This is a genomic window from Enterobacter oligotrophicus (assembly GCF_009176645.1).
Taxonomy (GTDB): Bacteria; Pseudomonadota; Gammaproteobacteria; order Enterobacterales; family Enterobacteriaceae; genus Enterobacter; species Enterobacter oligotrophicus.
In genome coordinates, this window is sequence record NZ_AP019007.1 from 3,278,469 (window position 1) to 3,291,973 (window position 13,505).

Consider the following 13,505-nt stretch of genomic DNA (forward strand, 5'->3'; position numbering starts at 1 on the left):
TTCAACGCTGAATTTCGCCCGCCAGTCTACCGCGCACAGTGAATGCGTTTAGTAGTAGTAGACCGGTGAAACGAAGGGTGCGAATCATGAATCATGCTCCAGTTAAATACGTTATGCTTTTAGTGGTACTGGATACGGAGATTCATGTCAACCCCTGCCGGGTAAAAACGAGCCTGGCCGTGTGCTGGTGCCGGGCATCAGCTTTAGCTAATTGTGCTGGATTTTTCGTTTGAGACCGATTTAATTGCCTGCGCCCGGAGTGGCTATTCATTTCTGGAATGATTTAAATATAATTAGTATCAATTCAACATAATTTGTTTATTGTCGCGCTGCGAAATAAAATGTTTTTGATTTCATTAATTTATAGATGTCGTGAATAGTTTAACGGTGCATGGCAGGGGCATTATGATATCAGATTGTTAACCCACGAACATGGCCTGGTATTAATAGTTTAATAATACTTAAGTCATCATTAACCTGAAGGGAGATTGTTTATTTGTCTGGTTTATGGTTTCATGCCAACCCTAATGTTATTGTTATCATTTGAACCGATTTTTAACGCTTCATCACGAAGATGCGAAATGTAATCTTTTGATGGGGTGTTCTTTATATTTTCCGAATTTTAAATAATTCTCTTTCGCTGGTTGTATATGCATGGTAAATCATATTTTTCGAACTTATTACTGTACTTTGGCAAAGGGAGTTTAGCGTGACAGTGGAGTCAGAAATGCCAGAAAATAATATTAATCAACCTCAGTCCTATGACGGGGTTAAACCTCAGTTACGCACAGTGGATCTCAATCTGTTAACCGTGTTTGACGCGGTTATGCAGGAGCAGAATATTACGCGCGCGGCCCAATCGCTTGGCATGTCACAACCGGCCGTGAGTAACGCCGTGGCCAGGCTCAAGGTCATGTTTAATGACGAATTGTTCGTTCGTTATGGGCGGGGGATACAACCCACTGCGCGTGCATTCCAGCTTTTCGGTTCAATTCGCCAGGCGTTACAACTGGTACAAAATGAGCTGCCAGGTTCGGGTTTTGAACCCTTAAGCAGCGAGCGTGTTTTCCATCTTTGTGTTTGTAGCCCGTTAGATAATTATTTAACTTCTGTTATATACAACAAAGTTGAAGAGATTGCGCCGAATATTCACCTGGTATTTAAATCATCATTAAATCAGAACACCGAGCATCAGCTTCGTTATCAGGAAACTGAGTTTGTTCTGGGATACGAAGAGTTTCGTCGTCCGGAGTTCTCCTGTGTGCCGCTGTTTAAAGATGAAATGGTTTTAGTCGCCAGTAAAAAACATCCGCGTATGAATTCTCCTTTGCGTGAAAGTGATGTTTATAGTGAACAGCATGCCGTTGTTGCTCTCGACAGATATGCTTCATTCAGCCAGCCGTGGTATGACACCGCAGATAAACAAGCCAGCGTCGCTTATCAGGGCATGGCGATGGTGAGCGTATTAAATGTTGTCTCTCAGACCCAGCTTGTCGCCATAGCGCCGCGCTGGCTGGCAGAAGAGTTTTCTGACCAGCTTAACCTGCAAATTCTGCCATTGCCGCTCAAGCTAAATAGCCGCACCTGTTACCTTTCCTGGCACGAAGCGGCTGGCCGCGATAAGGGGCATCAATGGATGGAAGAGTTGCTTGTTAGCGTTTGCCGTCGGTAAATCTACCGGGATAAATCGCATCAAGGTGTGCGATTTATCCTGCTATTTTTAGGTATCTCAATATATTCTTCTGCGTGAATTTTTTTTGGTGTAACCCGTACACTCAAAAATAGATGATTTCCTGAATCTTCTCACTTTTAAGCGATGAATTATTATCGCCAGCTCTTATTCCAGAGGAATTCACCATAACCCTCCGTGATGCCTGCTTTTTCTTCTTTATTTAGCGTTTGCCTTTCCCGGTTTGCTAATTGCCTGCCTTATAACGAGCGGTTAAGGTAACAATCACTCTGCAAAATATAAGATGGGTTCAACCCTGTCAGAAGACGGCGTGGAAATGAATTCTGCTGCCCGTCTATAACAAAAAGCCTGGAGGCAAAGCATGGAGATGTTGTCTGGCGCGGAAATGGTCGTCCGATCGCTTATCGATCAGGGCGTGAAGCAAGTATTTGGCTATCCCGGAGGCGCGGTCCTCGACATTTACGATGCACTCCACACGGTGGGTGGTATTGATCATGTGTTAGTTCGCCACGAGCAGGCGGCTGTACATATGGCTGACGGGCTGGCGCGTGCAACCGGTGAGGTGGGCGTTGTGCTGGTCACATCTGGCCCAGGGGCAACCAATGCCATTACCGGGATCGCCACGGCGTATATGGACTCTATCCCGCTGGTCATTCTTTCCGGGCAGGTTGCAACCTCGCTGATTGGGTACGATGCGTTCCAGGAGTGTGACATGGTGGGGATTTCTCGCCCTGTCGTTAAGCACAGTTTCCTGGTGAAGCAAACGGAGGACATTCCGGGGGTACTGAAAAAAGCCTTCTGGCTGGCGGCGAGCGGACGTCCAGGCCCTGTCGTTGTCGATCTGCCGAAAGATATTCTGAACCCGGCGAATAAGCTCCCTTACGTCTGGCCGGAATCCGTGAGCATGCGCTCCTACAACCCGACGACGCAAGGGCATAAAGGTCAGATTAAGCGCGCGCTGCAAACTCTGCTGGCGGCCAAAAAACCGGTTGTCTATGTGGGTGGCGGCGCAGTGAACTCAGCATGCGAAGCACAATTGCGCACGCTGGTTGAAAGGCTAAATCTTCCTGTGGCATCGTCGCTGATGGGGCTGGGCGCATTCCCGGCCACGCACCGTCAGGCGCTGGGCATGTTGGGTATGCATGGCACCTATGAAGCCAACATGACGATGCACAATTCTGATGTAATCTTCGCCGTGGGCGTGCGTTTTGACGATCGAACGACCAATAACCTGGCAAAATATTGCCCGAATGCAACAGTGCTTCACATCGATATCGATCCGACGTCTATCTCTAAAACCGTTCCGGCCGATGTCCCGATCGTGGGTGATGCCCGACAGGTGCTGGATCAGATGCTTGATCTGCTGGCACATGAGACGGCCTCCCAACCGCTGGATGAGATCCGCGACTGGTGGCAACAGATTGAACAGTGGCGTGGGCGTCAGTGCCTGAAATACGACACGCAAAGTGAAAACATCAAGCCACAGGCGGTGATCGAGACTATCTGGCGTTTGACGAAAGGCGACGCGTATGTGACCTCTGACGTGGGCCAGCATCAGATGTTTGCTGCGCTTTATTACCCGTTTGATAAACCGCGACACTGGATCAACTCCGGTGGGCTGGGGACGATGGGCTTTGGTCTGCCCGCTGCACTGGGCGTGAAACTGGCGTTACCGAATGAAACCGTGATCTGCGTGACGGGTGACGGCAGTATTCAGATGAATATTCAGGAACTGTCTACGGCGCTGCAGTATGAGCTGCCGGTGCTGGTCCTGAACCTGAATAATGGTTACCTCGGCATGGTGAAGCAGTGGCAGGATATGATTTACTCCGGTCGTCACTCTCAGTCGTATATGACGTCACTGCCGGATTTTGTCCGCCTGGCCGAGGCTTACGGTCATGTCGGCATGCGCGTAACCGAGCCTGCAGAGCTTGAAGCAAAACTCAGTGAAGCGCTTGAGCACGTCAAAAACAATCGCCTCGTTTTTGTGGATGTTATCGTCGACGGCGCAGAGCACGTTTATCCGATGCACATACGCGGTGGTGGTATGGACGAAATGTGGTTAAGCAAAACGGAGAGAACCTGATATGCGCCGGATATTATCTGTATTACTGGAAAACGAGTCAGGCGCATTGTCCCGCGTCATCGGGCTTTTTGCACAGCGCGGCTACAATATCGAAAGCCTGACCGTGGCACCGACCGACGATCCGACGCTGTCGCGTATGACCATCCAGACCGTCGGTGACGCCAAAGTCCTTGAGCAGATCGAAAAACAACTGCACAAGCTCGTCGATGTGTTGCGCGTCAGTGAACTGGGGCAGGGCGCTTACGTTGAGCGAGAAGTTATGCTGGTGAAAATCCAGGCCAGCGGCTACGGCCGTGAAGAGGTCAAACGCAACACGGACATCTTCCGCGGACAAATTATCGACGTTACACCTTCTATATATACTGTGCAGCTTGCCGGAACGAGCGACAAGCTGGATGCTTTCCTGGCCTCTGTGCGGGATGTGGCAAAAATTGTTGAAGTCGCGCGTTCGGGGGTCGTTGGCCTTTCACGTGGCGATAAAATCATGCGTTAGTTGTCAAAAAGGTTCGCCTCTTTCAGCCCGGTCATCAAAGCCGGGCTTTTTTTTGTGTAATCAGCCGACAACGCAGATAAAAGCGGTTGCCGCGAAGGCTTTTCTGCGTTTAGATGTTAAAAGATTTAACCATAACCCTGACAAGGCCATGGACTCTTTTCTTTTTTTGAGGGGCAATTGTGAAACTGGATGAAATCGCCCGGCTAGCCGGCGTGTCACGAACTACGGCCAGCTATGTGATTAACGGTAAAGCAAAGCAGTACCGTGTCAGCGATAAGACCGTTGAAAAAGTCATGGCGGTGGTTCGTGAGCATAACTACCATCCGAATGCTGTCGCAGCCGGTTTACGTGCCGGACGCACCCGCTCTATTGGTCTGGTGATCCCAGACCTGGAAAACACCAGCTATACCCGTATCGCCAACTACCTTGAACGTCAGGCTCGCCAGCGCGGCTATCAGTTACTGATCGCCTGTTCGGAAGACCAGCCAGACAACGAAATGCGTTGCATTGAGCATCTGCTTCAGCGTCAGGTTGATGCGATCATCGTCTCCACCTCTTTACCGCCGGAGCATCCGTTCTATCAGCGCTGGGCAAACGATCCGTTCCCGATTGTGGCGCTGGATCGGGCGCTGGATCGTGAACATTTCACCAGTGTAGTGGGTGCCGATCAGGACGATGCAGAAATGCTGGCTGCTGAGCTGAGAACTTTCCCGGCTGAAACGGTGCTGTATCTTGGTGCGTTGCCGGAGCTTTCTGTGAGCTTTCTGCGCGAACAGGGGTTCAGGACGGCCTGGAAAGACGATCCGCGTGAAGTTCACTATCTTTATGCCAACAGCTATGAACGTGAAGCCGCAGCGCAACTGTTCGAAAAATGGCTGGAAACGCATCCCATGCCGCAGGCCCTGTTCACCACCTCGTTTGCGTTGTTACAGGGGGTGATGGATGTGACGTTACGTCGTGACGGAAAGCTGCCGTCCGATCTGGCGATTGCGACGTTTGGGGATAACGAGCTACTCGATTTCCTGCAATGTCCTGTGCTGGCTGTTGCTCAGCGCCATCGCGACGTTGCTGAACGCGTGCTTGAAATTGTGCTCGCGAGCCTTGATGAGCCACGTAAACCGAAACCGGGGCTGACTCGCATCAAACGTAATCTCTATCGTCGCGGCATTTTGAGCCGTCACTGAATAAATGGCAGGGGTAGCGAAGCTGCCCCATTTTGTAAAAAACGTGGAAAGATAATTCCCGGAGAAAAATTAGGATAATTCTTTAGGAATTTTACCCTGCTCTTAGTCTTAATTCGTATTGCCCTTTTAAATCATCGTTAAAAGAAAATTCATCTGCTTTTTAAACAGCGTTTATGTATTATTTTGTTACAAACGTCATTCAGATGATGAATATTCAGACGTTTTTCCATTCTCCCTCTTAACCTGCCAGCCTGCTTGTGTGTTCAGGCGTCCCCGTCATGAAACTGGCGCTGTTATCCCCTGCGAATATGTCTTAAAATGCTGCCCGCGTCGCAAACTGACACTTTATATTTCCCTGCGATGATATTGAGTGAGTCTTAACGCTCGTGTGCATATTCGGTTTTTTTCTTACAAATATTCATAACGTTAATTTTGCCTCGCCAGTTGTGCAGTTATTAATCAGGTCGGGATATCTTCGTAAATAGCGGGCTTTCGGGTCTGTATAGCGACAGTCCTGGCTTGACAAGGTTTTCCCTCGCTCCGTAAACTCCTTTAGGTGGGAATTTGTGGGTTAAAGTGGTGAGGAGGGGTGAGGCTGGCATGTTCCGTGGAGCAACGTTAGTCAATCTCGACAGCAAAGGGCGTTTATCGGTGCCAACCCGATACCGCGACCGGCTGATTGAGAACGCTTCAGGTCAAATGGTTTGCACCATTGACATCAACTCCCCCTGCCTGCTGCTTTACCCTTTGCCTGAATGGGAAATTATTGAGCAAAAGCTGTCGCGACTGTCGAGCATGAACCCGCAGGAACGCCGCGTGCAGCGGCTGTTATTGGGACATGCCAGTGAGTGTCAGATGGATAGTGCAGGGCGATTACTGATTGCGCCTGTGTTGCGGCAACATGCCGGTCTGACCAAAGAAGTGATGCTGGTCGGGCAGTTCAACAAGTTTGAACTGTGGGACGAAACGACCTGGTATCAACAGGTCAAGGAAGATATCGACGCTGAGCAGTCTGATTCCGCGACATTATCGGAACGGCTGCAGGACTTGTCTCTATAAATATGATGGAAAATTATAAACATACAACGGTGTTGCTGGATGAGGCCGTTAACGGCCTGAATATTCGTCCGGACGGCATCTACATTGATGGCACTTTTGGTCGCGGTGGTCATTCGCGTCTGATCCTCTCTCAGCTTGGAGCGGAAGGACGCCTGCTGGCAATCGATCGCGATCCGCAGGCGATTGCCGTTGCGCAAACCATCGATGACCCACGCTTTTCCATCGTGCATGGACCTTTCTCTGCGCTCGCGGATTACGTTGCCGAGCGCGGTCTGACGGGCAAGATCGACGGGATTCTTCTCGATCTTGGCGTCTCTTCACCCCAGCTTGATGACGCCGAACGCGGTTTCTCCTTTATGCGCGATGGTCCGCTGGACATGCGTATGGACCCAACGCGCGGTCAGTCTGCTGCAGAGTGGTTACAAACCGCTGACGAAGCGGATATTGCCTGGGTGATCAAAACCTTCGGCGAAGAGCGTTTTGGCAAACGCATTGCACGCGCCATCGTTGAGCGTAACCGTATTGAGCCGATGACCCGCACCAAAGAGCTGGCAGAGGTTATCGCGGCAGCAACGCCGGTGAAGGATAAGCACAAACATCCCGCGACCCGTACCTTCCAGGCGGTTCGCATCTGGGTAAACAGTGAACTGGAGGAAATAGAGCTGGCGCTAAAAAGCTCGCTCGACGTGCTGGCCCCAGGTGGGCGGTTATCCATCATCAGCTTCCATTCGCTGGAAGACCGCATTGTGAAACGCTTTATGCGTGAACAAAGCCGCGGTCCTCAGGTTCCTGCGGGGTTGCCGATGACGGAAGAACAACTCAGGAAGCTGGGTGGCCGTCAGTTGCGAGCATTAGGCAAGTTGATGCCGGGCGAAGAAGAGGTGGCAGAGAATCCACGTGCCCGTAGTTCAGTGCTGCGTATTGCAGAAAGGACGAACGCATGATCAGCAGAGTGACAGAAACCCTCAGCAAAGTTAAGGGATCGTTAGGAAGCAACGAGCGCCATGCCTTGCCTGGCGTGATCGGCGACGATCTTTTGCGGTTCGGGAAACTGCCACTCTGCTTGTTCATTTGCATCATTGTGACGGCAGTAACGGTGGTCACCACGGCCCACCACACCCGTTTATTAACTGCGCAGCGCGAACAGATGGTACTGGAACGCGATGCGCTGGATATTGAATGGCGAAACCTGATCCTGGAAGAAAACGCGCTCGGCGATCACAGCCGGGTTGAACGGATCGCAACGGAAAAGCTGCAACTGCAGCATGTTGATCCTTCGCAGGAAAATATCGTAGTACAAAAATAAGGGAAAACGCGACGCATGAGAGCAGCGGCAAAAACGCTAAAACCAAAACGTCAGGAAGAACAGGCCAACTTTGTCAGTTGGCGTTTTGCGTTGCTTTGCGGCTGCATTTTACTGGCGCTGGGTTTCCTGCTGGGACGCGTGGCCTGGTTGCAAATCATCGCCCCTGACATGCTGGTTCGCCAGGGTGACATGCGCTCTCTTCGCGTCCAGGAAGTGTCCACGTCTCGTGGGATGATCACCGACCGTTCCGGCCGTCCGCTGGCGGTGAGCGTGCCGGTGAAGGCGATCTGGGCCGATCCGAAAGAGCTGCACGATGCAGGGGGCATTACGCTGGATAACCGCTGGAAAGCGCTTTCTGATGCCCTGAAAATGCCGCTGGATCAGCTGGCCTCCCGCGTTAACGCCAACCCGAAAGGGCGTTTTATCTATCTCGCGCGTCAGGTGAACCCTGACATGGCGGACTACATCCGAAAACTGAAACTGCCGGGGATTCACCTGCGTGAGGAATCACGTCGTTACTATCCTTCCGGCGAAGTAACTGCTCACCTCATTGGCTTCACCAACGTCGATAGCCAGGGGATTGAGGGCGTTGAAAAGAGCTTTGATAAGTGGCTCACCGGTCAGCCGGGCGAGCGTATCGTGCGTAAAGACCGTTATGGCCGCGTCATTGAAGATATCTCTTCCACGGACAGCCAGGCCGCGCACAACCTGGCGCTGAGCATTGATGAACGTTTGCAGGCGCTGGTGTATCGCGAGCTGAACAACGCTGTCGCCTTTAACAAGGCGGAATCCGGCAGCGCCGTGCTGGTGGATGTCAGCACGGGCGAAGTGCTGGCGATGGCCAACAGCCCGTCTTATAACCCGAACAACTTCACAGGCACCGCGAAAGATGCGATGCGTAACCGGGCGATCACGGACGTGTTCGAACCGGGATCTACCGTAAAACCGATGGTGGTGATGACGGCGCTACAGCGCGGCATCGTCAACGAAAGTACCGTTCTGAATACGATCCCTTACCGCATTAACGGCCATGAAATCAAAGATGTGGCCCGTTACAGCGAACTGACCCTGACCGGGGTCTTACAGAAGTCGAGTAACGTCGGTGTTTCAAAGCTGGCGTTAGCGATGCCGTCCTCAGCGTTAGTAGAGACTTACTCACGTTTTGGGCTTGGAAAGGCGACCAATTTGGGGTTGGTCGGAGAACGCAGTGGCTTATATCCTCAAAAACAACGGTGGTCTGACATAGAGAGGGCCACCTTCTCTTTCGGCTACGGGCTAATGGTAACCCCGTTACAGTTAGCGCGAGTCTACGCAACGATCGGCAGCTATGGCGTCTATCGCCCGCTGTCGATTACCAAAGTTGATCCACCGGTTCCGGGCGAGCGTATCTTCCCGGAATCTATCGTTCGTACCGTCGTCCATATGATGGAAAGCGTGGCGCTGCCGGGCGGCGGTGGCGTGAAGGCGGCGATCAAAGGCTATCGCATCGCGATTAAAACCGGTACGGCGAAAAAGGTGGGGCCGGATGGCCGCTACATCAACAAATACATTGCCTATACCGCAGGCGTTGCGCCTGCAAGCAATCCGCGTTTTGCGCTGGTGGTCGTCATTAACGATCCACAGGCGGGTAAATACTACGGCGGTGCCGTCTCCGCACCTGTGTTCGGGGCTATCATGGGCGGCGTATTGCGCACCATGAACATTGAACCGGATGCGCTGGCGACGGGCGAAAAAAGTGAATTTGTAATTAATCAAGGCGAGGGTACAGGTGGCAGATCGTAATTTGCGCGACCTTCTCGCTCCGTGGGTGCCAGGTGCACCGGAGCGAGCACTGCGAGAGATGGTACTGGACAGCCGCGTGGCTGCTTCTGGCGATCTTTTTGTGGCGGTGGTCGGTCATCAGGCGGACGGGCGTCGTTATATCCCGCAGGCGATTGCGCAAGGTGTTGCTGCCATTATTGCTGAGGCCAAAGATGAGGCAACCGACGGCGAAATCCGTGAAATGCACGGTGTGCCGGTCATCTATCTCAGCCAGTTAAATGAGCGTCTTTCTGCGCTGGCAGGACGTTTCTATCACGAACCTTCTGACCAGCTGCGTCTGGTTGGCGTAACGGGCACGAACGGAAAAACCACCACCACGCAACTGATGGCGCAATGGGCGCAGCTGCTCGGTGAAACCGGTGCGGTGATGGGCACCGTGGGTAACGGTCTGCTGGGCAAAGTCAGCCCGACCGAAAACACCACCGGCTCGGCGGTAGACGTGCAGCACGTGCTTGCCGGTCTGGCAGGGCAGGGGGCGACCTTCGCCGCGATGGAAGTCTCTTCTCACGGGCTGGTACAGCATCGCGTGGCGGCGCTTAAGTTTGCTGCATCTGTATTCACTAATCTGAGCCGCGATCATCTTGATTATCATGGTGATATGGAGCATTACGAGGCCGCGAAATGGCTGCTCTACTCCACGCATCACCACGGTCAGGCCATCATTAACGCCGACGACGAAGTCGGTCGCCGCTGGCTGGCTAAACTGCCAGACGCCGTTGCGGTATCGATGGAAGATCATATTAACCCGAACTGCCATGGCCGCTGGCTGAAGGCGGTTGAGGTGAAGTATCACGACAGCGGGGCGACAATCCGCTTTGCTTCCTCATGGGGCGAAGGTGAAATTGAAAGCCGCCTGATGGGGGCGTTTAACGTCAGCAACCTGCTGCTGGCGCTGGCGACACTGCTGGCGCTGGGGTATCCGATGGCTGAACTGTTGAAGACTGCTGAGCGTCTGCAACCGGTTTGTGGCCGCATGGAAGTGTTCAGCGCGCCGGGTAAACCAACGGTCGTGGTTGATTATGCCCACACGCCAGATGCGCTGGAAAAAGCGCTGGAAGCGGCGCGTCTGCACTGCGCCGGTAAGCTCTGGTGTGTATTTGGCTGTGGCGGCGATCGCGATAAGGGCAAACGCCCCCTGATGGGCGCGATTGCTGAGCAGTTTGCGGATATTCCGGTTGTGACCGATGACAACCCGCGTACCGAAGAGCCGCGCGCCATCATTAACGACATTCTGGCGGGTATGCTGGACGCCGGTCGCGCACGTGTGGTGGAAGGCCGGGCGGAAGCTGTGACCAACGCCATCATGCAGGCACAGGAAAACGATGTGGTGCTGCTGGCCGGTAAAGGCCATGAAGATTATCAAATTGTTGGCAATCGCCGTCTGGATTACTCGGACCGTGTAACGGCAGCGCGTCTGCTGGGAGTGGTGGCATGATTAGCCTCACGCTAAGCCAGGCCGCTGCGGTACTGCACGGCGAGTTGCTGGGTCAGGATCTGACCATTGACGCCGTGACTACCGATACCCGCAAAGTGTCCGCAGGTTGTCTGTTTGTGGCGCTAAAAGGTGAGCGTTTTGACGCACATGATTTTGCACAGCAGGCTAAAGAGAACGGTGCGGGCGCGCTGCTGGTCAGCCGCAAGCTCGATATCGATCTGCCGCAGATTGTGGTGAATGATACGCGTCTGGCGTTCGGTGAGCTGGCTGCCTGGGTGCGTCAGCAGGTTCCGACGCGCGTTGTGGCGCTGACGGGCTCGTCAGGTAAAACGTCCGTCAAAGAGATGACGGCGGCGATCCTCGGCCAGTGCGGAAACACACTTTATACCGCAGGCAATCTCAATAATGACATCGGCGTGCCGATGACATTACTTCGCCTGACCAAAGAACACGAGTTTGCGGTGATCGAGTTAGGGGCAAACCACCAGGGCGAAATCGCCTGGACCGTGAGCCTCACTCGCCCGGAAGCGGCGCTGGTGAACAACCTGGCGGCTGCCCATCTGGAAGGTTTCGGTTCGCTGGAAGGCGTGGCGAAAGCCAAAGGTGAGATCTACACCGGCCTGCCGGCTGACGGTATCGCCATTATGAATGCCGACAACAATGACTGGCTGAACTGGCAGAGTATCATCGGTTCGCGTAAGACCTGGCGCTTCTCACCGAATGCGGCCAACAGCGATTTTACCGCAACCAATATCCATGTGACGTCGCACGGCACGGAGTTCACGCTCACTACCCCAACGGGTGGCATTGATGTGCTGCTGCCACTGCCGGGTCGCCATAACATTGCTAACGCGCTCGCGGCGGCGGCGTTGTCGATGGCGGTAGGGGCGACTCATGAGGCGATTAAAACCGGGCTGGCAAATTTAAAAGCCGTACCGGGGCGTCTGTTCCCGATTCAACTGGCGGAAAACAAGCTGCTGCTGGATGACTCCTACAACGCCAACGTCGGTTCGATGACGGCAGCGGTGCAGGTGCTGTCCGAGATGCCGGGCTACCGCGTGATGGTGGTTGGCGATATGGCCGAACTGGGTGATGAAAGCGAAGCCTGTCATACCCAGGTGGGTGCAGCGGCGAAAGCGGCGGGGCTGGACTGCGTGCTGAGCGCAGGAAAACTGAGTCAGGCGATCAGCCAGGCCAGCGGTGTGGGCGAACATTTTGCTGATAAAGCGGCATTGATTGAACGTCTGAAGGCGTTGATTACACAAAAACAAATTGTGACTGTTTTAGTTAAAGGTTCACGTAGTGCCGCCATGGAAGAGGTTGTGCACGCATTACAGGAGAACGGGACATGTTAGTTTGGCTGGCCGAACATTTGGTCAAATATTATTCAGGCTTTAACGTCTTTTCCTATCTGACGTTTCGCGCCATTGTCAGCCTGCTGACTGCGCTGTTCATCTCCTTGTGGATGGGCCCGCGCATGATTGCCCGTCTGCAAAAACTCTCTTTCGGCCAGGTTGTGCGTAACGATGGCCCGGAATCGCACTTCAGCAAGCGCGGTACACCGACCATGGGCGGCATTATGATCCTGACCGCGATCGTCGTTTCGGTGCTGCTGTGGGCTTATCCGTCTAACCCGTATGTCTGGTGTGTGCTGACCGTTCTGGTGGGCTACGGGATCATCGGCTTTGTCGATGATTATCGCAAGGTTGTACGCAAAGATACTAAGGGGCTGATTGCCCGCTGGAAGTATTTCTGGATGTCGGTGATTGCGCTGGGCGTGGCCTTCGCGCTGTATCTGGCAGGAAAAGACACACCAGCCACCGAGCTGGTGGTGCCGTTCTTTAAAGACGTGATGCCGCAACTGGGACTGTTCTACATCCTGCTGGCGTACTTCGTGATTGTTGGCACGGGTAACGCCGTCAACCTGACCGATGGTCTGGATGGACTGGCGATTATGCCGACTGTGTTTGTCGCGGGGGGGTTTGCGCTGGTGGCGTGGGCGACCGGTAACATGAATTTTGCTAACTACCTGCATATCCCGTATCTGCGCCACGCGGGTGAGCTGGTGATCGTCTGTACGGCCATTGTCGGGGCGGGGCTGGGCTTCCTGTGGTTTAACACTTATCCGGCGCAGGTCTTTATGGGCGACGTGGGTTCACTGGCTCTGGGTGGTGCGCTGGGCATTATTGCCGTGCTGCTGCGTCAGGAGTTCTTGCTGGTGATCATGGGCGGTGTGTTTGTGGTAGAGACCCTGTCAGTGATTTTGCAGGTCGGCTCCTTCAAGCTGCGCGGTCAGCGCATCTTCCGTATGGCACCGATCCATCATCACTATGAACTGAAAGGCTGGCCGGAGCCGCGCGTGATTGTGCGCTTCTGGATTATTTCGCTGATGCTGGTGCTGATTGGCCTGGCAACGCTGAAGGTACGTTAA

The 13,505-nt window shown here is 53.4% G+C and carries 12 protein-coding genes; 11 read left to right on the forward strand and 1 reads right to left on the reverse strand.

Annotated features, from left to right (window positions below):
* Position 1: 1 nt before the first annotated feature.
* Complete coding sequence (gene leuL, locus EoCCA6_RS21770; RefSeq protein WP_148420167.1) at positions 2-88, reverse strand: leu operon leader peptide; 87 nt, start codon at positions 86-88, stop codon at positions 2-4.
* Positions 89-727: 639 nt separating this feature from the next.
* Here leuL and leuO point away from each other — a divergent pair.
* From leuO to mraY, 11 genes are all read left to right on the forward strand, one after another.
* The gene (gene leuO / locus EoCCA6_RS15730) at positions 728-1,672 is read left to right on the forward strand and encodes a transcriptional regulator LeuO (RefSeq protein WP_152083442.1); all 945 of its coding nucleotides are present in this window, start codon (positions 728-730) and stop codon (positions 1,670-1,672) included.
* 379 nt (positions 1,673-2,051) lie between these two features.
* Positions 2,052-3,776, forward strand: coding sequence for an acetolactate synthase 3 large subunit (gene ilvI / locus EoCCA6_RS15735; RefSeq protein WP_152083443.1), 1,725 nt, complete (start codon positions 2,052-2,054; stop codon positions 3,774-3,776).
* Position 3,777: 1 nt separating this feature from the next.
* Positions 3,778-4,269 carry an acetolactate synthase small subunit gene (gene ilvN / locus EoCCA6_RS15740; RefSeq protein ID WP_003856371.1) on the forward strand — a complete coding sequence of 164 codons (492 nt, stop codon included), beginning with the start codon at positions 3,778-3,780 and terminating at the stop codon, positions 4,267-4,269.
* A gap of 179 nt (positions 4,270-4,448) precedes the next feature.
* Positions 4,449-5,453 (forward strand): catabolite repressor/activator, encoded by a 1,005-nt coding sequence (cra, locus tag EoCCA6_RS15745; RefSeq protein WP_013095565.1) that lies wholly within the window; start codon positions 4,449-4,451, stop codon positions 5,451-5,453.
* Between the two features lie 600 nt (positions 5,454-6,053).
* A complete protein-coding gene (gene mraZ, locus EoCCA6_RS15750; RefSeq protein ID WP_152083444.1) occupies positions 6,054-6,512 on the forward strand; it encodes a division/cell wall cluster transcriptional repressor MraZ in 459 nt (152 codons plus the stop codon).
* A 2-nt stretch (positions 6,513-6,514) separates the two neighbouring features.
* On the forward strand, positions 6,515-7,456 hold the full coding sequence (gene rsmH / locus EoCCA6_RS15755) for a 16S rRNA (cytosine(1402)-N(4))-methyltransferase RsmH (protein ID WP_013095568.1): 942 nt from the start codon (positions 6,515-6,517) through the stop codon (positions 7,454-7,456).
* Complete coding sequence (gene ftsL / locus EoCCA6_RS15760; protein ID WP_014068894.1) at positions 7,453-7,818, forward strand: cell division protein FtsL; 366 nt, start codon at positions 7,453-7,455, stop codon at positions 7,816-7,818. Before rsmH ends, ftsL begins: the two co-directional genes overlap by 4 nt.
* Before the next feature lie 15 nt (positions 7,819-7,833).
* The gene (locus EoCCA6_RS15765; protein WP_152083445.1) at positions 7,834-9,600 is read left to right on the forward strand and encodes a peptidoglycan glycosyltransferase FtsI; all 1,767 of its coding nucleotides are present in this window, start codon (positions 7,834-7,836) and stop codon (positions 9,598-9,600) included.
* Positions 9,587-11,074 carry a UDP-N-acetylmuramoyl-L-alanyl-D-glutamate--2,6-diaminopimelate ligase gene (gene murE / locus EoCCA6_RS15770; RefSeq protein WP_152083446.1) on the forward strand — a complete coding sequence of 496 codons (1,488 nt, stop codon included), beginning with the start codon at positions 9,587-9,589 and terminating at the stop codon, positions 11,072-11,074. Before EoCCA6_RS15765 ends, murE begins: the two co-directional genes overlap by 14 nt.
* A complete protein-coding gene (murF, locus tag EoCCA6_RS15775; RefSeq protein WP_152083447.1) occupies positions 11,071-12,429 on the forward strand; it encodes a UDP-N-acetylmuramoyl-tripeptide--D-alanyl-D-alanine ligase in 1,359 nt (452 codons plus the stop codon). Before murE ends, murF begins: the two co-directional genes overlap by 4 nt.
* Complete coding sequence (mraY, locus tag EoCCA6_RS15780) at positions 12,423-13,505, forward strand: phospho-N-acetylmuramoyl-pentapeptide-transferase (protein ID WP_003856353.1); 1,083 nt, start codon at positions 12,423-12,425, stop codon at positions 13,503-13,505. Before murF ends, mraY begins: the two co-directional genes overlap by 7 nt.